Here is a 21,723-nt window from a genome sequence, read left to right as displayed (position 1 = left end):
GGGGGAAAAAGATGAAAAACAACAAGCGGTTCTGGCTCATCGCAATGTTCTTAACATTAGCAGCATTTTTAGCGGCTTGCAGCGGAAGTGATGGAGATGCGTCAAAAGATGATTCATCAACAGACGACAGCAAGGATTCTGCGACAGCTGAAGGAGAGCCTCAAAAAGGCGGCACAATGGTCTATGGAATCGATGCCCCTCCTGAAGGGTTATTTAACTCAGCGTTTTATGGCATTGCTACAGATGCAGAAGTCATCGGTCTTTTTGATGAGGCACTGATTGACTACAATGAAAAACTTGAACCGCAACCCAACGTAGCTTCATGGACAACAGAAGACAATAAAGTGTTTAACTTCAAGTTTAAAGAAGGCGTGAAATGGCATAACGGCGAAGAACTGACAGTCAATGATTGGGTATTCGCTTTTGAAACAATCGCAAGTCCGGATTATGACGGCCCACGCTATTCAAACGTCCAGACAATTGAAGGAGCCGAAGCTTTCCGGAGCGGAAAAGCTGACACGATTTCCGGAGTTGAAGTTGTGAATGATCATGAGATCAACATCACTTTTGATGAAGCGCGCGTAAACAATTTGACAAACCTTTGGCCATACCCTCTTCCGGAATCGGTGCTTGGAGATGTCCCGGTTGCTGAAATGTCAGCATCTGAATGGGTGCGCACTACGCCAATTGGCATCGGGCCATTTAAAGTGGACAAAATCGTGCCAGGTGAATCTGTTGAATTATCCAGATTTGATGAATACTGGAATGGCGATGTGAACTTGGATAAAATCATTGTCCGTGTAATCGACAACTCTTCAGTAGTTGGCGCATTGCAAAACGGCGATGTGGATATGATTTCCCTTCAGCCGGTTTCCGGACCGGAAGTGGAGCCATTGGAAAACGTGGACATCATTACGTATCCCGGGCTTTCTTATTATTATGTAGGATTCAAACTTGGCAAATTTGATAACGCTAAACAGACAATCTCTGAAGAACTGCCGAAATACCAAAGCAAAGAACTTCGCCAAGCGATGATGTATGCCATCAACCGCCAGGAATGGGCTGACGCTTTCTTCTTCGGTTATGCGAAAGTTGTAAACAAGCCGGTTCCGACTTCACATTGGAATGCAGCTGATGACAGCGACTTGAACACATATGATTACGATCCGGAAAAAGCGAAAGAACTTCTTGATGCAGCTGGGTATGTAGACACCAATGGCGACGGTTTCCGTGAAGATCCGAACGGCGATGAATTCGTCGTGAAATTCTCTCATTATGCAACAGGAAACCCGACATTCGAGCCTCGTGCACAAGCAATCACTCAGTACTGGGAAGAAGTAGGCATTCAATCAGAACTGGAAATGGTAGAAGTCAATCTCTATTATGAAATGCTTGAAAAAGACGATCCATCAATGGAAACGTTCTTTGGCGGCTGGTCGACAGGGTCAGATCCAGATCCATCAGCTACTTGGAAAGCAGATCAATTGTGGAACTACACTCGCTACAATAACCCGGAAGCGGATAAATTGCTTGATGATGCTTTAAATATTGACATCGTTGGCACTGACCAACAGAAACGTGCTGATTTATATATTGAGTGGCAGAAAATAGTTAACGAAGAAGTTCCAATGCTCTATATTGCGGAACTTGAAGAAATTGTGGCTTTAAACAAGCGTGTAGGCGGAACGGAGTATGATGTATCCGGTTCAAACAGCCCTGCTAAATGGTTTGTAAAAAAATAAATATTCAACAAGACATTCAACGATGGGCAGAAAGAGGTCCATCGTTGAATGATTATATTGATGCTCTTATGCACGGTAAGGAATGCTTTAAGAAAAGCAGCTCTTACCGTGCCGGAGAGCACAGCCAAGATTAGTACTGACAAGGAGAGTATATATGCTGAAATATACAGTTAGAAGATTGCTTGGTATGATTCCGATGCTCATCCTTATATCCGTTGTAGTTTTTTCATTAGCAAAATTGATGCCAGGCGATTCGTTAAGCGGTGAAATCGATCCGCTCAATACAAATCCTCAGTACATTGCAGAAATGAGGGAAAAGTTGGGTTATAACGAACCGCTGCCGGTTCAGTATTTTAATTGGGTTACGGATTTTGTACAGGGGGACTTCGGCAAATCGACCCGTTTTAAAGTGCCGGTTGCAGACGTCATCAAGGAGAAGCTTCCAAATACCCTTTTCCTTGGCGTAACGTCGTTATTGATCACTTATATCCTAGCTTTCCTTATGGGAATGTATTCGGGACGCAAGCCCTATACGATTGGAGACAATGCGATAGCAGGGCTAAATTACGTGATGTTGGCAATCCCATCTTTCGTAGCAGCGGTTTTTGCTATTTACTTTTTTTCCTTCCATTTAAATTGGTTCCCGTTTGGAGGCTCGGTGGATATTCAAGTTGAAGAAGGCACACTTGAATACTGGATCAGCAGATTTCACCATGTCCTGCTTCCTGCTCTTGTGCTCGGAACGTTGAGCACGGCTTCCTATACACAATTTCTTCGGAATGATATTATCGAAAACTCACGGAAAGATTTTGTCCGCACTGCCCGCGCTAAAGGAACGCCGATGAAAAAGATTTACAATGTGCATATTTTGCGGAATTCCATTATTCCGCTAGTAACTTTTTTAGGCTTTGACTTTGCGGCTTTAATCGGTGGGGCTATCATTACAGAAACCATTTTCACTTATCCGGGGATTGGCCAATTATTCCTTAATTCAGTCACCACCCAAGACTATCCCACTTTAATGGCATTAACGATGCTGTTGTCGTTTTTAACATTAGCAGGAAATTTACTAGCAGACATATTATACGGCATCGTGGACCCACGAATCCGTTTGGATTGAGGAGGACCGATCATGGCGTCATCAACAACTATTGAACAGCAGAAGAAGCCAGAAAGAAGCTTATCTCCATGGCAAATAGCACGGAAAAAGTTTTTTCGAAATAAATTAGCGATGATTAGTGCGGGTTTTATTATTTTAGTGACCATCATGTCATTATTAGCACCATTATTAGCACCCTATCTTTCTTCAAACCCAGATATTTCAAGAGTAAATATTGGAGCTATGAACATTGAACCGAACGGTGAGCATCTGTTGGGAACAGACAAGAGCGGCAGAGACGTTCTGACCCGTTTGTTCTACGGGGGACGGGTGTCATTATTAGTCGGGTTCAGCGCAACCTTAATGGTTATTACATTGGGGACGCTTGTCGGATCCATAGCCGGCTTTTTTGGCGGAAAAGTGGACAGCATTTTAATGAGATTTACTGACTTTGTCTTGAATTTCCCATTCTTGGTTTTCGTTATTGTATTGAATACAGTTCTTCGAGGAATCGTAGATGGTTTATGGGTATTAATCATTGTCATCGGAGCCCTCAGTTGGGGTGGCGTTGCCAGATTGGTACGGAGTAAAGTACTGGCTGAAAAAGAAAACGAGTATATTTTAGCGGCGTTATCAATCGGCTGTTCACCTTGGAAAGTCATTGGCAAACACCTTCTGCCGAATGTCATGTCGACTATTATTGTTCAAGGAACATTGATTTTCGCCAGCATGATTGTGGTAGAATCTGCACTCAGTTATTTAGGTTTCGGGGTTCCGCAGACAACACCAAGCTGGGGCAATATGCTGTCTTCTGCCAATGAACCGGATGTTTTGCAAGGCAAGCCTTGGATATGGATGCCCCCGGCTTTGATCATTACATTGACCATTTTATCCATCAATTTTATCGGTGAAGGATTGAAAGATGCTTTAAATCCGAAGTCATTGCGTTAATAGAAAAGGCTGCAGATCATGCAGCCTTTTTTATTTGGTTACTGAATGACTATTGCTAATGAGTGATGAATTAAATTAAAGAGGTAAATAAAGAATTCGCATCGATAATTGACAAGAAAGATGAAAAAGTACTATTAATTTGTTTTATAAACACGTATAATTCTAAATATACATAATATTCTGATAATAAAAATAGGAGGTATTAAAGTGGGCAGCATGAAAAGATTCTGGCTAGCCGTTTTGCTTGTATTGACGGGAATTGTGCTGGGTTCTTGCAATGAAGAAGATGGAAGTGATTCAACAGTACCGGAAGGGAATACGGAGACAGAAGAAAGTGCTGAAGGGAATGCCGGGGAAATGGATGCTGAACAAGTATTGAATCTATCAGAAGGTGCCGAAATCCCGACAATGGATTCAGCACTTGCGGAAGATTCGGTAGCATTCACCATTTTAAATAATGTCAACGAAGGTTTGTACCGCTTGAACCAGGAAAACATGGCAGAACCGGCCATGGCTGAAGGGGAGCCGAAAATCAGCGATGATGGATTGACGTATACGTTCAAGTTGCGGAATGCCAATTGGTCGGACGGCACACCGGTGACTGCTCAGGATTTTGTTTATGCCTGGCAGCGTGCAGTCGATCCGGCAACTGGGTCGCCGTACGGCCCTTACATGATGGCGGGTACGATCAAAAATGCGGCAGCGATTGCTGAAGGCAAAATGAATAAGGCAGAGCTGGGCGTGGAAGCGGCGGACGACAAAACTTTAGTAGTGACATTGGAACGCCCGGTTCCCTATTTCCTGTCACTGATGTCGTTCGGTACTTTCCTGCCGCAGAAAGAAGCGTTCATCACTGAGAAAGGGGGCGCATACGCTTCGAACTCTGAAAACATACTATACAACGGACCATTCATGCTGACGAACTGGGACGGCACAGGCTTGACATGGACCATGGAAAAAAATCCGGAATACTGGGATGCCGAAACGGTTAAGCTCCAGACCATCAATGTGGACGTCATAAAAGAAACAAGTACAGGAGTCAATCTTTATACTTCCGGTCAATTAGACAGAGTTCCTCTTACTGGAGAATTTGCTATGCAGTACGCTGAAGATCCAGAAATAATAAAGGAATTAGCCCCCCATATTTTTTATTTTAAGTATAACCAGGAACGCAACGGAGAAAAAACTCCATTAGCAAATCTAAATATCCGTAAAGCGATTTCTATGGCTTTTAATAAACAGGATCTGGTAGATGTTGTAATGGCGAACGGCTCATTGCCAGCGAATTATCTGGTTCCAGCTGAATTCACATTTGATGAAAACAAGAAAGATTTCCGGGAAGTCAACGGAGAGATGAATGAGTTTAATATAGAAGAAGCGAAAGAACTATGGGCGACTGGTCTAGAGGAAGAAGGGATTTCTACAATTGCATTTGAGCTTCTCCTTGATGACGCTGACATTAGTAAAAATACAGGAGCTTATATAAAAGCGCAATTAGAAAAGAATCTTGAAGGAATTACAGTCAATGTAAGGTCGGTCCCATTTTCAGTTCGGTTGGAACTTGATGCTTCGCAAAGTTACGACCTGCAACTTTCAGGCTGGGGACCGGACTATCAGGACCCCATGACATTCATCGATTTATTCGTGACTGATTCAGATCAAAACAAAATGGCATATTCTAATCCGGAATTTGATGCTTTGGTGGAATCAGCAAAAAATGAACTTGCTCAAGACCCGGCAGCTCGTTGGGAGGCGATGGCGCAGGCAGAACGAATACTGATTGAAGAAGACGCGGCAATCGGACCAGTTTTCCAAGAAGGGATCATGTCTCTTCAAAAACCTTATGTAATCGATGTGGTCAGACACCCTTTTGGTGGAGACTTTGGTTTTAAATGGGCCTATATATCCGGAAAAGAATAACACTCCACTTAAGAAAAGGCTGCTTTAATTGCAGCCTTTTTTTTATATTTTAAGCGGGGTTTTGAAATTCTCTCGATTTGTACATACTAAATTAGTTAATTTTATAAATATTAAATATTTGTCGTTAACAATAATATTCATCAAATAAATGCTATACATTACGAAGAGAAGCTGTATAATTTAATAAATAGACTTTTCGGAAAATAAGGAGGAGAACTAAGTGAATCGCAAGAAGATGTACTGGTTACTCTGTATAGTTTTAGGATTTAGTTTCTTTTTGGCTGCCTGCAGTGGAAATAGCGATACCACTGCACCAGAAACTCCAGAAGGTGGAACAGAAGGAGGAGCAACAGGCGAATTGGATGCTGAACAAGTGCTTAATCTGATGGCTACCGCTGAAATTCCGACGATGGATTCGGCACTTGCGGAAGATTCGGTAGCGTTTAATATTTTAAACAATGTCAACGAAGGTTTGTACCGCTTGAACCAGGAAAATATTGCAGAACCGGCAATCGCAGAAGGGGAACCTAAAATTAGCGAAGACGGGCTGGTCTATACCTTCAAATTACGGGATGCTAATTGGTCGGACGGCACACCGGTGACTGCGCAGGACTTTGTTTTTGCCTGGCAGCGAGCTGTGGACCCGGCTACTGGATCTCCTTACGGCCCTTATATGATGGCAGGCATGATCAAAAATGCGGCAGCGATTGCTGAAGGACAGATGGATAAGGCAGAGCTTGGCGTGGAAGCGACGGACGACAAAACACTGGTGGTGACATTGGAACGCCCGGTTCCCTATTTTCTGTCACTGATGTCATTCGGTACCTTCCTGCCGCAGAAAGAAGCTTTCATTACTGAAAAAGGCGGCTCCTATGCCACTAATTCAGACAATATCCTATACAACGGACCATTCATGCTGACCAACTGGGACGGAACAGGCCTGACATGGTCCATGGAAAAAAATCCGGAATACTGGGATGCGGAAACCGTTAAGCTCCAAACAATTAACGTGGATGTGGTAAAAGATCCTGGCACGGGGCTCAACCTTTACAACTCGGGGGAAAAAGATCGAACAAGCTTATCTGGAGAATTTGCTATGCAGTATGCGGATGATCCAGAAGTGATCAGAGAATTAGATCCGAGCATCTTTTACATGAAGTTTAATCAGGAGCGCAATGGTCAGCCGACTGTTCTTGCAAATGAAAATATCCGGAGAGCAATTTCTATGGCTTTCAATAAACAGGATTTAGTAGATGTTGTACTGGCAAACGGTTCACTGCCTGCCAACTACCTAGTGCCGACTGAATTTACATTTGATGAAAACAAGAAAGATTTCAGGGAAGTAAATGGAGATATGAATGAATACAATGTAGAAGAAGCAAAAAAATTATGGGCCAAAGGGATGGAAGAAGAGGGATTGACAGAAGTTTCAATTGAATACATGGGAGATGATACAGAAACTGCCAAGAAAATGAATGAATATCTAAAAGCCCAACTGGAAGGAAATCTTGAAGGGTTAACTATTGAAATTAAAACAGTTCCATTTAATGTCCGGCTGGAACTGAATGAAGCACAGGATTACGAAATCCAAAATTCTGGCTGGGGACCAGATTATCAAGACCCGATGACATTTATCGATTTGTTCGTAAGCAGTTCTCCTCAGAATAAAATGGGCTACTCCAATCCGGAATTCGACGCTTTGGTGGAATCTGCCAAAGGTGAACTGGCCCAAGACATTCCGGCACGCTGGGATGCAATGGCACAAGCAGAGCGGATATTAATCGAGGAAGATGCCGCAATTGCGCCTATTTATCAGCGGGGTGCGATGGTGCTGCAAAAACCATATGTCAATGATATTGTAACGCATCCGTTCGGTGGGGATTATGGTTATAAATGGGCTTATATTTCTGGGAAGCAATGACAAAAAAAGTTTAGATAGCTTTTGAAAATTCATTCTAAAAACCAAAAAGAAAAGGCTACAATAACTGTAGCCTTTTCTTTATTTTCGCTTACGGCCTAAGCCCATCGCATTTTCCATTTTCTTCAACGTCTTATTCGCTAAATGATTAGCTTTTTCAGCGCCTTCATCCAAAATTCGGTCAAGTTCTTCTGAATTCAAAAGTTCCTGGTAACGTTCTTGAATGGGAGCAAGATGATCGGTTACTGCTTTTGCGACAGATGCTTTAAAGTCTCCATAGCCAGCCCCTTCATATTTAGAGACAAGGGACTCAATGCTTACATCGGAAAGAGCGGCTTCGATAGTCAACAAATTGGAAATACCGGGTTTGTTTATAGGATCAAATTTTACTATGCCTTCTGAATCCGTGACAGCACTTTTAATTTTCTTTTCGATGGTCTTTAAATCATCGAGCAACGTGACAATCGCTTTTTTATTGGTATCCGATTTGCTCATTTTTTTCGTCGGATCTTGAAGCGACATAATGCGGGCGCCATTTTTCGGAACACGGATTTCCGGAATCTTCAATACTTCATTAAAACGCTTATTGAAACGTTCCGCCAAATCACGCGTCAGTTCAATATGCTGCTTTTGGTCATCTCCAACGGGTACCACATCCGTTTGGTAAAGGAGAATGTCTGCAGCCATCAAAGGCGGATAAGTCAGAAGCCCGGATGAAACCGAAGTGCTTTTTGCAGACTTATCTTTGTACTGTGTCATGCGCTCGAGTTCACCGATAGTAGAAATGCATTGCAGCATCCAACCGGCTTGGGCATGTGCCGGAACTTCCGATTGTATGAAGAGAGTGACTTTCTCCGGATCAATGCCGACAGCAAGATATAAAGCTGCAAGAGCTTTAATGTTTTTTCTCAACTCCAGCCGGTCTTGCGGCATGGTGATGGCATGCTGGTCCACGATGCAAAAAATGCATTCAAATTCATCCTGCAGGTCCGTAAATTGCTTAAATGCGCCGATATAATTTCCTAAAGTAACGGTACCGGTAGGTTGTACACCAGAAAAGATTTTTTTCATCCAAATTCCTCCTCAATATAAAAAACACAGCACACATCCCTAAAAAAGGGACGAATGATGTGTTTTTCCGCGGTACCACCCTAGTTGCCGTCACCGGCCACTCTTCTTCATAACGTGAAGATCACGGAAACGGCTACTTTCAAGTTCACCGGTTCAGCTCAAAAGCCCATTCAATACTGCCCAACATCTGTTTTCACCAACCACAGACTCTCTATTATAGAAGGAACAGCATTTACTCTTCTTTTTCATCGCTCATTTTCTATTTGTTTATTATAATACAAAAAAGTTTTTATATGCAAGATTTATAGCTGGTAGATAAAAAGTGAAATTCCCATAGCCAGTAAAGTGACGCCGCCAATGATCAAGAGAGGAGTGCTAGATACAGCAAAAAGTTCAGAAGGCGCACGCATTTCGTCATCTTCTAAGGTAGATTTGCCCTTAAAGACTTTTCTCATGCTCATTGTAAATATATCAAATACTCCAGTCCGTATAACAAAAACCCATAAGCCGATAAAAAACAGAACTCCGCCATAGATAAAAGAATTGTTTATATAGGACAAAAGAGAGAAAGCTTCACTCCGCAATACCATCGTCAAAAAAATTAAAACTTGGATAATAATTATACCAAGAATAGTTATTTTCATTTTTGCACCTCTGTTCTTAGTTTATTGTAGAAGAAATAATAAAAAAAATCAAAATTAAAAATAAAAAAATTGTTAAAAAATCCTTATAAAACCAATATTCATGCTATTTTATGTAATATTAATGACATATCGTTGTTACAATGTTGTAACTAGTCAAAAAAAAGTGCTGTACAACTAAAAAAGATTATGTATAATTAACAGTGTACCAATTTTTCAGAAAATTTAAGGGGGTCACGTAAGTGAAAAACAGCAAGTTATTTTGGCTATTAGGCCTGGTTTTAGTTCTTAGTGCCTTCCTAGCGGCATGTGGCGGCGGGGGAGAAACTACAACTGAACCATCAGAAACAGACGGCAACACAGAAAAAACTGATGAAAAAGCATCAGGGGATTTAGATTCAGTACAAGAGTTGAATTTAATGGAAACCGCTGAAATTCCAACAATGGATTCAGCACTTGCTGAAGACGCGGTAGCTTTCAACATTATGAATAACGTAAACGAAGGTTTGTACCGCTTGAACCAAGAAAACATTGCAGAACCGGCTATGGCTGAAAGCGAACCTGAAATCAGCGAAGACGGATTAACTTACACTTTTAAATTGCGTGATGCTAACTGGTCAGATGGTACCCCAGTTACAGCCCAAGATTTCGTATTTTCTTGGCAGCGTGCTGTGGATCCAGCTACTGGATCACCTTACGGCCCTTACATGATGGCTGGCACAATCAAAAATGCTGCAGCTATTGCAGAAGGTAAAATGGACAAAGCTGAACTTGGTGTAGAAGCGAAGGATGAAAAAACTCTAGTGGTAACACTTGAGCGTCCGGTCCCTTACTTTATGTCATTAATGGCTTTTGGAACATTCCTTCCACAAAAAGAAGCTTTCGTCACTGAAAAAGGAAAAGCTTACGCTTCCAATTCTGACAACCTTCTTTACAACGGACCATTTGTATTGACTAACTGGGACGGCACAGGCCTGACATGGTCAATGGAAAAAAATCCAGAGTACTGGGATGCAGAGACAGTTAAACTTGATAAAGTTAACGTGGACGTAGTTAAAGAGGCAGGTACTGGGCTTAATCTTTATGATTCAGGCGAAAAAGACCGCGCTGGTCTTTCTGGTGAGTACGCTATGCAACATGCTGACAATCCAGAAGCTGTTAGAGAATTAGAGCCGACTGTATTCTACTTAAAATTCAACCAAGAACGCAATGGAGAAAAAACGCCATTAGCAAACGAAAATATCCGTAAAGCGATTTCTTTGGCTTACAACAAACAAGATTTAGTTGATGTAGTATTAGCTAACGGATCACTTCCAGCTGACTTCTTAGTACCAACTGAATTCAGTTTTGACGAAGAGAAAAAAGATTTCCGTGAAGTTAACGGAAAAATGAACGAGTTTAATGCGGAAGAAGCTAAAAAATACTGGGAAACTGGTTTGAAAGAGCTTGGCGTTACAGAAGTGACTCTTGAAATGCTTGGTGGAGATACTGAGCTTTCTAAGAAAATGGATGAGTACTTAAAATCTCAACTTGAAGGAAACCTTGAAGGGTTGACTATTGAACTTAAAGCAGTTCCATTTGCAGTCCGTCTAGAACTTGATGAAAAACAAGACTACGATATCCAAAACTCTGGCTGGGGCCCTGACTATCAAGATCCGATGACATTCCTCGACTTGTTCGTAACAGGATCTGCTCAGAACAAAATGAGTTATTCGAATCCTGAATTCGATAAATTGATTGAACAAGCTAAAGGCGAATTGGCTTTAGATCCTGCAGCACGTTGGGAAGCTATGGCTAAAGCAGAGAAAATCTTGATTGAAGAAGATGCTACTATTTCTGGTATCTTCCAACGCAGTGTAATGTCACTTCAAAAACCGTATGTTCACGACATTGTTGTTCACCCATTCGGTGGAGATTACAGTTACAAATGGGCTTACATTTCTGGCAAAGAATAATCTAATACACTGGCCACTGTGAAAAACAAATAGAAAGAGAGTATATCGCTGGTATTTGGACGATATACTCTCTTTTCTAATGAAGGGGAATTCACGGAAAATTGAACATTTTCTGCTAACTTTTGAAAAAAACAAGCCTTAAAATTTACAGTTGAAACAAGTCTTGTGTTATATAGAAGTATTCATTTTTGGAGGTGCAACATGGCACGATACATCGGCAAACGATTAATTTATATGGTAATCACCTTAGCTCTGATTGCTACTTTTACATTTTTCTTAATGAAAATATTACCGGGTTCCCCTATCGCTTCCGCAGATAAATTATCTCCAGAACAAAGGGCAGTGGTTGAAGAAGCTTACGGTTTGAATGATCCTCTTCCAATTCAGTACTTTAACTATATGTTCGGGCTAGTGCAAGGGGATTTAGGAATTTCGATTAACCAGTTTAAAGGTGCTCCAGTGACTGATTTAATACTCAGCCGAATGGGTCCTTCTGCACAAATCGGATTCCAAGGGATGCTGATTGGTACTGTTATTGGTATTCTGCTAGGAATGATAGCTGCTCTGCGTCAAAATACCTGGGTCGACTATAGCAGTACACTTGTAGCGATTATCGGGATATCCATTCCTTCATTTGTTTTTGCTTCCTTGCTTCAATATTGGTTTGGCTTAAAATTGGAATGGTTCCCGGTAGCACTATGGAAAGACGGATTTATGTCGAGCGTGCTGCCATCGATTGCCTTGGCAATGTTTCCTCTTGCAACAGCGGCACGTTTTATCCGGACAGAAATGATTGAAGTTCTAGGATCAGACTATATAACATTAGCGAAAGCCAAAGGGGCGAGCGGATCTGAGATAGCATTCAAACATGCTTTCCGAAATGCATTGATTCCTTTGATTACTGTACTAGGGCCAATGACAGTGGGGATTCTAACAGGTTCTCTTGTTGTTGAACAAATCTTTGCGATTCCAGGAATCGGAGAACAATTCGTTAAATCAATCATGGTGAACGATTTTGCTATTATCATGGGCACAACTATTTTCTTCTCTGTCTTCCTAATCGTCGTAATTTTGATTGTGGATATTCTATATGGCATTATAGACCCACGGATTCGTCTTTCAGGAGGTAAAAGTTCATGACACAAAACTTAGAAAAATTACCTAAAGGTTCATTCGAACGAATCACAGTGGATACAAAACAAGCTGAACGCATTTCAAAACCAAGCGTCAGTTTTTGGCAAGATGCCTGGTATAGATTACGCAAGAACAAAGGAGCGGTCTTCAGCTTAGTGCTGTTCATCTTAATCGTCATTATGTCATTTGTTGGGCCAGCAATTAGTCCTTATGAACCGAATGCACAAACTATCACCCATGCAAACTTGCCGCCAAAAATTCCGGTCATTGAAAATCTGGGGATTTTTGATGGGGTCGGGACTTTAGGCGGGAAGGAAGTTGACTTGTATGAGATGAAAAATGTTGAAGTCAACTATTGGTTCGGAACTGATGGACTAGGGCGTGACATGTTTTCTCGTCTATGGAAAGGAACTCAAGTTTCACTATTCATTGCGTTTGTAGCAGCAGCGATTGATATGCTAATCGGTGTAATTTACGGCGGAATTTCCGGTTATTTCGGCGGCCGCATAGATGACTTTATGCAGCGTATAGTAGAAATTTTGACAGGAATTCCAAACTTGGTTGTCGTAATTTTGTTTATCATGATTATGGACCCAGGGATTTTGGCCATCATCATTGCGTTAACGATAACCGGCTGGACAGGGATGTCACGTGTAGTCCGTGGCCAGGTCCTTAAATACAAAAACCAGGAGTTTGTATTGGCTTCAAGAACTCTTGGTGCCAGCGATTCCAGAATTATTTGGAAACACTTAATGCCAAACGTTCTGGGGATTATCATTATCAATACAATGTTTACGATTCCAACCGCTATTTTCTTTGAAGCGTTCTTAAGCTTTATCGGTTTAGGTCTCCAAGCACCAGATGCATCGCTTGGAACGTTGATCAACGATGGTTACAAACTGCTTCAATATCAGCCGCATATTTTGGCATTCCCGGCTATTTTATTAAGTTTAATCATGATTTGCTTTAACTTGATCGGTGATGGTCTTCGCGATGCGCTTGATCCTAAGATGAAAGATTAAGGAGGAAAGTCACAAATGGAAAAAATTCTACAAGTAAAAGACCTTGAGCTTTCCTTTAACACTTTTGGTGGGGAAGTTAAAGCTATCCGAGGCGTCAACTTTGATTTATATAAAGGGGAGACATTGGCGATTGTTGGTGAATCAGGTTCCGGGAAATCGGTTACCACCAAATCCATCATGCGTCTGCTGCCGGAAAACTCGGCTGAATTCAAAAATGGAGAAATTTTATTTGGCGGCCGTGATTTGACTAAGCTGTCGGACAAAGAAATGCAAAAGATTCGCGGAAAAGACATCTCAATGATTTTCCAAGATCCAATGACATCATTAAATCCAACTATGCCAATTGGCCGGCAAATTACAGAACCGATTTTAAAGCACCAAAAAATCAGTAAATCAGAAGCGAAAAAAGTAGCCATCGATTTATTGCGTTTAGTTGGTATGCCAAAACCTGAGCTTCGCATGAAACAATATCCGCACCAGTTTTCCGGCGGTCAGCGCCAACGGATTGTTATTGCCATCTCACTTGCTTGCAATCCTCAAATTTTGATTGCTGACGAGCCGACAACGGCACTTGACGTAACCATTCAGGCACAGATTTTGGAATTGATGAAAGATCTGCAAAAGAAAATTGATACATCCATTATCTTTATTACGCATGATCTTGGAGTTGTAGCGAACGTTGCAGACCGGGTAGCTGTTATGTACGGCGGCAAAATTGTAGAAATTGGAACTGTAGATGAAATTTTCTATAACCCTCAGCATCCTTATACATGGGGCTTGCTTAGTTCAATGCCTTCTCTGGATACATCGGATGCTAAATTATATGCAATACCAGGAACTCCGCCCGATTTAATAGCTCCTCCGAAAGGAGATGCTTTTGCATTGCGCAGTGAATATGCCCTGCAAATAGATATGGAGCAAAATCCGCCATTTTTTAAAGTGAGCGATACGCATTCTGCTGCGACTTGGCTGTTGCATCCGGATGCACCGCAAGTGGAACCGCCGCAAACAGTAATCGAGCGGATGAAGAAGTTCCCGGGCAGCAGATATTACGAAGGGGGAGCGGTATAATGGCAGAAAAGTTATTGGAAATCAAGAACTTAAAACAGCATTTTAATGTTGGCAAAGCGAATGAAGTGAAAGCCGTTGATGACATCAGTTTCGATATTTACAGAGGAGAGACGCTGGGCTTAGTTGGCGAATCGGGATGTGGAAAATCCACTACTGGCCGTTCAATTATCCGTTTGTATGATGCAACTTCAGGTGATGTTTTCTATGAAGGTGAAAACGTCCACGGCAAGAAATCGAAAAAAGACTTAAAAAAATTCAATCGCAAAATGCAAATGATTTTCCAAGATCCTTATGCTTCTTTGAATCCCCGGATGAAAGTGATGGATATTATTGCAGAAGGCATTGATATCCATGGTTTGGCAAAAAACGCAGCTGACCGCAAGAAAATGGTTTTCGATTTGCTTGAAACTGTAGGGCTGAATAAAGAGCATGCTAACCGTTACCCGCATGAATTTTCAGGCGGCCAGCGTCAGCGTCTTGGAATTGCCCGCGCATTGGCTGTTGATCCGGATTTCATCATTGCAGATGAACCAATTTCTGCGCTTGATGTTTCAATCCAGGCACAGGTAGTCAATTTATTGAAAGAATTGCAGGAAGAAAAAGGATTGACTTATTTGTTTATCGCGCACGATTTGTCCATGGTAAAATACATTTCTGACCGAATTGGCGTAATGTATTTCGGAAAGCTTGTGGAATTAGCGCCTGCAGAAGATCTTTATAACAATCCGATGCATCCATATACCCAGTCTTTATTGTCAGCCATTCCACTTCCAGATCCGAATTACGAACGCAATCGTATACGGAAGTCGTATGACCCAGCTATGCATAACTACACAGAAGGTGACGATGTGCAGATGAGAGAAATTACTCCAGGGCATTTCGTGCAATGTTCAGTTCGTGAGTTTGAAACATTAAAAGCTTCCATACCTGAAAAGCCTGCAGTATCAGTGAAATGAACATGAAAAAGCGATGCCTATCAGGCATCGCTTTTTTCTTTGAAATTTTGAGAAAAATGTTAAAATAAAGAAAGACGAGAAAAGGAGGTGTGTGGCTGAATGAAAATGAAACAATGGATGGCAATATGTGCTTTATTGCTAAGCACATTAGCAGCAACACCAGTTTTAGCTTCAAAAGACGAATCAAATGCACTAGATTTTGCTTCACGTACATACAATGCAATTGGCATCGATACGGAAATGCTTACATCGTCAAAACTCTTCGCTTTCGATTCAGGTCTGACATTTGAATATCCGGATGCAGTCAGAGGGATTTTTGTGACAGCGCATTCAGCAGGGGGTGACCGTTTTGAGAAATTGGTGAATATGGTTGATACAACTGATTTGAATGCTATGGTAATTGATATTAAGGAAGACTTCGGCTATTTGACTTATATGCCACAAGAAGGCACTCCTTTAGCCGCATTAGGGATAGGGCAGCCGTATATTAAAGATCCAAGGGCAGTGCTTGAAAGACTGGAAGAAAAACAAATATATCCAATAGCCCGAGTCGTTGTTTTTAAAGACTCTGTTCTAGCAAATAAACGGCCAGAGTTATCATTTGTAGATGGAGATCAAGTTTGGAAAAATGGCCGTGGCGAATCTTTCGTTAATCCTTTCTTAAAAGAAGTTTGGGACCATAATGTCCAAATTGCAATTGAAGCAGCCAAATTGGGATTTAAAGAAATTCAATTTGATTATGTACGGTTCCCTGAAGGATTTGAAAATAGGGCCGATACCCTGAAATACTCGATGGGCGAATATGCTGATTCCGACCTTGATCCAGTGCAAAGAAGAGTTGAAGCGGTGACAGACTTTGTAGCCTATGCGAGGGAGCAATTAAAGCCGTATGGAGTCCAAGTATCTGTTGATATTTTTGGGTATGCAGCAACATTGCCGGAAGCGCCCGGCATTGGGCAGAACTTCTCTAAAATTTCCGAAAATGTTGATGTAATTTCTTCAATGATTTATCCAAGTCATTGGACTTCTTATTTCGGCATAGCGAAACCTGACTTGGAACCTTATAAACTGGTAACAGAATACGCCAAAGTGGAAAATAATAAATTAGCGGAACTTAAAAGCCCGCCTGTTTCACGGCCTTGGCTGCAAGACTTTACAGCCTCTTACTTGGGAGCAGGGAACTATCAGAAGTATGGCAAAGATGAAGTTGAGGCACAGATTAAAGCTTTGAATGAAAATGGAATCGATGAATTCTTATTATGGAACGCCGGAAACACTTACTCACCTGGAGTAGACTACACACCTATAGAATAATGAAAAACCCCACTCTAAGGATTGGGGTTTTTCTGTAACTATTTCGGTTTTTAAACGTATTATATAATGTAAAGAAAAAAATGATTTTCAAAAAGAAATCGTAATTGAGAATAAAAAAGTTTGTGAAGAGGGTTTAAAAGTCTTGTATAAGGGTAAAAATAATTATACAAAAAAATAAAAGTGCTGTAGCATTTTATAGCTAAAATGTGACAATTATGAAGCTTTTATTATAAAATTCAACCGAATCTATATTCAACTGAAAGCAAATATTGTATAATGAATGTAAAGCTTCTACATTATAGTGATTCTAATTTGATAATTACTTGAAGTAACCCGAATCCGAAAGGAAGTGCTCTACTATGATGGTAACATTATTTACTTCTCCAAGCTGCACCTCTTGCCGCAAAGCAAAAGCATGGTTGGAAGAACATGAAATTCCATATACAGAACGCAATATTTTCTCTGAGCCTTTAACAATCAGTGAGATTAAAGAAATCTTGCGAATGACAGAAGACGGCACAGATGAAATTATCTCAACACGTTCGAAAATTTTCCAAAAATTAAATGTTGATGTAGAAAGTTTACCTCTACAGCGCCTATATGAATTAATTCAAGAATATCCTGGTTTGCTTCGCCGTCCGATTATTATGGATGAAAAACGTTTACAGGTCGGATATAATGAAGACGAAATTCGTCGCTTCCTTCCTCGCAAAGTTCGAGCATATCAGTTGCTTGAAGCACAGCGTATGGTGAACTAAAAAAGTTTTTAAGCTGTCCGGTCTTTATGACAATTCATAATGGATCTTGGGCAGCTTTTCTGTATTCTTAAATAGTTGCATAAATCAGTATAATGCACTAAACTCTAAGGTACTTGATGCTGATGCAGGCGTTAGGCATATACTTTCTCATCCATTGTGAAACAGGATATAATTAAGGCAGTACCACAGCACGGTATAGAAGGACGATCCTCTTAGTCCATTTCGAAAGGAGAGGTGTAAAATGGAGATAGAAAGAATCAATGATAACACAGTTAAATTTTACATTTCCTATCTTGATGTTGAAGAACGTGGCTTTAGCCGTGATGAAATTTGGTTTAACAGAGACAAAAGTGAAGAACTTTTTTGGGAAATGATGGATGAAGTTAACGAAGAAGCGGATTTTGTTATGGAAGGGCCGCTTTGGATCCAAGTCCAAGCAATGGATAAAGGACTCGAAGTGACAGTTACTCGTGCTCAACTTACAAAAGATGGGCAAAAAATTGATTTGCCTGATGATATAGAAGAACGCCGTAAAATGTTTGGCAGTGATGATTCAACTGCTACGGAGTTTGATGAATTTGAACCAATTTTCGATGAGCCGGATTTAAAGAAATTAGAGTATACTTTCGTTTTCTCGGAAGTTGATGAATTGCTTCCTATAGCACGCCGTTTGATGTATGTGCCTATTGAATCGGCGCTTTACCATTTCGAAAACAAATACTATCTATATGTTAGCTTTGATGAGATTTTACACTCGGAAAGCGATGTAAAAGACAATATCAGTATCTTTACAGAATACTTGCAGGTTTCACCAATTACGATTCATCGTCTGGAAGAGTACGGCAAGCAAATATTTAAAGAAGATGCATTATCAAATGTATTACATTATTTCGGTTAAGGCCTCCATGTCGGAGGTCTTTTTTGTATGATTTTTATTTGTTCCCCAATTTTTCATGTCTTGCAGTGATATTACAGATCAGTTATTCCCGCGGCTTCAACATTATTTCTGCAGTGTTTCTTATGGAGCTTTAAGTATTTTAAATATCTTATTGATTAAGCCGCAAATCTTTCCTACAATCAACAAAAGGAGAGTGAATGCTATATTAGTAGCCAAAGCATCGGATGGCCGTTTATTTTATTTGAATCCACTTATTAGCCGTCAAGAACTTCTTGTATTGAGAGGAAAAGAGCAATTTTTTTGTCCCAGTTGCAGTGAGCTATTGCTGCTGAAAGTCGGCAATATTAAAATCCCCCATTTTGCCCATCAATCCCTTTCTGAATGTTCTTCGTTCAGTGAACCCGAATCCCCCATGCATTTACACGGTAAATATATGCTCCATCAATTTTTCACTCAGAAAAATCACCATACGGAACTCGAAAAATATCTTCCTGAAATCAAACAGCGCGCTGATTTGCTGATAGATCATAACCTGGCAATTGAGTTTCAATGCAGCCCGATTCCGGTGCAGCAAATCGAGTTGCGGTCGGCAGGATATAAATCTTTGGGGATCATGCCTTTGTGGCTTTTCTCTGTAAAAAATCCGCTTCATGAAGGTATTCAAATAATCAAATTCAAGTCTTTTGAGCAAGCAATGCTTCAGCGGAATAAGAACAATCGATTTGTTATAGCATTTAATCCGGCAAACAATCGATTTTATTATTATTCCAGTTTGTTTTACAGCAGTGGAAACCGGTGGATTGCCAATGTGAAATCATTGCCGGCAGAAAAACAGACGTTTCCTTTTGCTATTGCGAAAAGATTAACCAAAGCAGAGTTTTTCAACATCTATTTATTGGCTTTTAAGGAGAAGCAGCGCTTTGTCCGTAATCAGCAATTTGCCAAAAATCGATTCCGAAATCCTTTCTGGCGTTTGTCTTATGAACTTCAACTGGACGCTAATGCTCTGCCTTTGACTTTAGGGATTCCTTTAATAGGAAATCATTTTATAGAAATGCCTGCTGTACTTTGGCAGATGGAAGCGTTACAGGCAGATGAAAAGGGTATAACAATGAAAGAGCTGCTCAATTCAAATCGAATAAAGATGTCAGATGAAGCAATATTTGAAGATGCACTGGAGTTACTCGAACAATATTTGAAGATTAATTCCTGCATGAAAAAACAAGAAGACAGTGAAGAGGTTCTTTTAGAGCTTTTGTATGATAACTATTGCAAAAGCGTATGAAAATTGAGAAAATAAAACGTAGTTCGACTCCCGAAAGAGTAGGGCAAAGGAGGAAATACAGTGGCAGATAAATTATTATTAAGAGAAGAAATTCCTGCAGAAATGACATGGAAACTGGAAGAAATATTTGCGTCTAATGAAGTTTGGGAGCAGGAGTTTACAAAAGTAACAGAGTTGGCGGAGAAAGCCGGTTCTTATCAAGGCAAACTTCAAGAAAGTGCAGATGCGCTTTACGAGGTGCTGGTTTATAAAGATGAATTATTGCAGCGACTGCAGAAACTATATACGTATTCACACATGCGCTATGACCAAGACACCACTAACTCTACTTATCAGGCAATGGATAGCCGGATGAAGTCGCTATATGCGAAAGTGTCGACGGGCTTGTCTTTTCTAACACCTGAAATTCTCAGTTTGGAAGAACCTATGCTTAATAGCTATATCGAAGAGCATGAAGGATTGCAGCTTTATAAGCATGCATTGGAAGAACTGAATAGCGTTCGCCCGCACGTTCTGCCAGCAGAACAGGAAGCATTGCTAGCGCAGTTGTCTGAAGTTGTCAGTTCTTCTTCTGATACGTTCGGTATGCTGAATAACGCCGATTTGGAGTTTCCGGAAATCAAAAACGAAGACGGCGAAATGGTTCAGATTACGCACGGCAACTACAGCCGTTTTCTTGAAAGCACAGACCGCCGTGTAAGGGAAGATGCATTCAAAGGAGTATATGCTACTTATGGGAAGTTCCGCAATACGTTTGCTTCAACTTTATCCGGAAACATAAAACGCGATAACGTCAATGCCCGAATCCGAAAATACGAATCGGCACGGCAGGCAGCCTTGTCGGATGATCATATTCCGGAAAGTGTTTACGACAACTTAGTGGAAACAGTAAACAATAACCTTCACTTGCTTCACCGCTATGCTGCACTCCGCAAAGAAGTGCTCGGACTGGACCAAGTCCATATGTGGGATATGTACACACCGCTGGTAAAGGAAGTGAAGATGGAAATCCCTTATGAAAAAGCGACAGAAACGATGCTCTCCGGCCTCGGAGCTTTAGGAGAGGAATATGTAGGGATTGTTGAACAAGGCATCACCAATCGTTGGGTGGATGTCAAAGAGAACAAAGGCAAGCGCAGTGGAGCCTACTCATCCGGAGCATATGGTACAAATCCATATATTCTAATGAATTGGCAGGATAACGTTGACAATTTATTTACATTGGCGCATGAGTTTGGTCATAGTGTCCACAGTTATTACACTCGATCTTCTCAACCTTATGTTTACGGGGATTATTCAATTTTTGTGGCTGAAGTGGCGTCGACGACAAATGAAGCATTGCTGAATGAATATATGGTGAAAACGACAAAAGACGACCAGGAACGCATTTACTTATTGAACCATTGGTTGGACGGTTTCCGGGGAACAGTTTTCCGCCAGACGATGTTTGCTGAGTTCGAACATTTGATCCATCAGATGGATCAAAATGGAGAAGCGCTGACTGCGGATCGCTTAACCGAAGTGTATTATGAATTGAATAAAAAGTATTTCGGGGAAGAGGTAGCTGTAGATGAAGAAATTGGAATGGAATGGGCTCGGATTCCACACTTCTACTATAATTATTATGTGTTTCAATATGCAACGGGCTTAAGTGCTGCAACTGCTTTAAGCAAAGGGATTTTAGAAGAAGGGCAGCCTGCTGTTGACCGTTACATCAATGAATTCCTGAAAGCGGGAAGCTCTGATTATCCAATTGAAGTGCTTAAAAAAGCAGGCGTGGATATGACTTCTCCCGAACCTGTAGCAGAAGCATGCAAAGTATTTGAAGAGAAACTAAATGAACTGGAAACATTGCTTTTGAAGAAATAAACTATAAATAAGAAGCTGCTATGCAATATGGCAGCTTCTTATTTATTTTATTAATATAGTAAATAAAGGGGGCTGGATTTAGTCGCTATGCTAATGTGACAAATTTGTGAAACTCTTTG

The 21,723-nt window shown here is 40.9% G+C and carries 17 protein-coding genes and 1 other annotated feature; of the genes, 15 read left to right on the top strand and 2 right to left on the bottom strand.

The annotated features are described in order from the left end of the window. Nucleotides 1-11 precede the first annotated feature (11 nt). The 5 genes from opp4A to QWY16_RS13815 all read left to right on the top strand — a co-directional run bounded on the left by opp4A (nt 12) and on the right by QWY16_RS13815 (nt 7,633). Nucleotides 12-1,742: an oligopeptide ABC transporter substrate-binding protein gene (gene opp4A / locus QWY16_RS13835; protein ID WP_300989806.1), complete on the top strand. Its 1,731-nt coding sequence runs from the start codon at nt 12-14 to the stop codon at nt 1,740-1,742. Nucleotides 1,743-1,896: 154 nt separating this feature from the next. Further along, on the top strand, nt 1,897-2,862 hold the full coding sequence (gene opp4B, locus QWY16_RS13830; protein ID WP_300989805.1) for an oligopeptide ABC transporter permease: 966 nt from the start codon (nt 1,897-1,899) through the stop codon (nt 2,860-2,862). Nucleotides 2,863-2,874: 12 nt separating this feature from the next. Then, nucleotides 2,875-3,792, top strand: coding sequence for an oligopeptide ABC transporter permease (gene opp4C, locus QWY16_RS13825; RefSeq protein ID WP_300989804.1), 918 nt, complete (start codon nt 2,875-2,877; stop codon nt 3,790-3,792). A gap of 216 nt (nt 3,793-4,008) precedes the next feature. Further along, nucleotides 4,009-5,712, top strand: coding sequence for a peptide ABC transporter substrate-binding protein (locus QWY16_RS13820; RefSeq protein ID WP_300993451.1), 1,704 nt, complete (start codon nt 4,009-4,011; stop codon nt 5,710-5,712). A gap of 220 nt (nt 5,713-5,932) precedes the next feature. After that, nucleotides 5,933-7,633: a peptide ABC transporter substrate-binding protein gene (locus QWY16_RS13815; RefSeq protein WP_300989803.1), complete on the top strand. Its 1,701-nt coding sequence runs from the start codon at nt 5,933-5,935 to the stop codon at nt 7,631-7,633. Between the two features lie 78 nt (nt 7,634-7,711). Here QWY16_RS13815 and trpS read toward each other — a convergent pair whose 3' ends face one another. Continuing rightward, nucleotides 7,712-8,701, bottom strand: a complete 990-nt coding sequence (trpS, locus tag QWY16_RS13810; RefSeq protein ID WP_300989802.1) for a tryptophan--tRNA ligase — start codon at nt 8,699-8,701, stop codon at nt 7,712-7,714. Between the two features lie 43 nt (nt 8,702-8,744). Next, nucleotides 8,745-8,959, bottom strand: a binding site (T-box leader). Nucleotides 8,960-9,003: 44 nt separating this feature from the next. Continuing rightward, nucleotides 9,004-9,345, bottom strand: coding sequence for a DUF3899 domain-containing protein (locus tag QWY16_RS13805; RefSeq protein ID WP_300989801.1), 342 nt, complete (start codon nt 9,343-9,345; stop codon nt 9,004-9,006). A 239-nt stretch (nt 9,346-9,584) separates the two neighbouring features. Here QWY16_RS13805 and QWY16_RS13800 point away from each other — a divergent pair, with 239 nt between their 5' ends. From QWY16_RS13800 to pepF, 10 genes are all read left to right on the top strand, one after another. Beyond that, the gene (locus tag QWY16_RS13800; RefSeq protein ID WP_300989800.1) at nt 9,585-11,297 is read left to right on the top strand and encodes a peptide ABC transporter substrate-binding protein; all 1,713 of its coding nucleotides are present in this window, start codon (nt 9,585-9,587) and stop codon (nt 11,295-11,297) included. Nucleotides 11,298-11,498: 201 nt separating this feature from the next. Beyond that, entirely contained in the window at nt 11,499-12,437 is a 939-nt protein-coding gene (opp3b, locus tag QWY16_RS13795) for an oligopeptide ABC transporter permease (RefSeq protein WP_300989799.1), read from the top strand. Further along, nucleotides 12,434-13,453 (top strand): oligopeptide ABC transporter permease, encoded by a 1,020-nt coding sequence (opp3C, locus tag QWY16_RS13790; RefSeq protein WP_300989798.1) that lies wholly within the window; start codon nt 12,434-12,436, stop codon nt 13,451-13,453. Before opp3b ends, opp3C begins: the two co-directional genes overlap by 4 nt. A 15-nt stretch (nt 13,454-13,468) precedes the next feature. Continuing rightward, the gene (locus QWY16_RS13785; RefSeq protein WP_300989797.1) at nt 13,469-14,524 is read left to right on the top strand and encodes an ABC transporter ATP-binding protein; all 1,056 of its coding nucleotides are present in this window, start codon (nt 13,469-13,471) and stop codon (nt 14,522-14,524) included. Next, complete coding sequence (locus QWY16_RS13780; RefSeq protein WP_300989796.1) at nt 14,524-15,480, top strand: ABC transporter ATP-binding protein; 957 nt, start codon at nt 14,524-14,526, stop codon at nt 15,478-15,480. Before QWY16_RS13785 ends, QWY16_RS13780 begins: the two co-directional genes overlap by 1 nt. A gap of 99 nt (nt 15,481-15,579) precedes the next feature. Beyond that, nucleotides 15,580-16,794, top strand: coding sequence for a putative glycoside hydrolase (locus QWY16_RS13775; RefSeq protein WP_300989795.1), 1,215 nt, complete (start codon nt 15,580-15,582; stop codon nt 16,792-16,794). A 362-nt stretch (nt 16,795-17,156) separates the two neighbouring features. Continuing rightward, nucleotides 17,157-17,552 (top strand): transcriptional regulator SpxA, encoded by a 396-nt coding sequence (gene spxA, locus QWY16_RS13770; RefSeq protein WP_175557103.1) that lies wholly within the window; start codon nt 17,157-17,159, stop codon nt 17,550-17,552. Nucleotides 17,553-17,793: 241 nt separating this feature from the next. Beyond that, on the top strand, nt 17,794-18,450 hold the full coding sequence (mecA, locus tag QWY16_RS13765; protein WP_300989794.1) for an adaptor protein MecA: 657 nt from the start codon (nt 17,794-17,796) through the stop codon (nt 18,448-18,450). Between the two features lie 55 nt (nt 18,451-18,505). Then, entirely contained in the window at nt 18,506-19,735 is a 1,230-nt protein-coding gene (locus tag QWY16_RS13760; RefSeq protein ID WP_300989793.1) for a competence protein CoiA, read from the top strand. A 60-nt stretch (nt 19,736-19,795) separates the two neighbouring features. Next, complete coding sequence (gene pepF / locus QWY16_RS13755) at nt 19,796-21,604, top strand: oligoendopeptidase F (RefSeq protein ID WP_300989792.1); 1,809 nt, start codon at nt 19,796-19,798, stop codon at nt 21,602-21,604. Nucleotides 21,605-21,723 lie beyond the last annotated feature (119 nt).

The organism is Planococcus shenhongbingii (genome assembly GCF_030413635.1).
Taxonomy (GTDB): domain Bacteria; phylum Bacillota; class Bacilli; order Bacillales_A; family Planococcaceae; genus Planococcus; species Planococcus shenhongbingii.
Note: the sequence above shows the minus strand (reverse complement) of the source record. Positions and strands in the feature narration are given on the sequence as shown.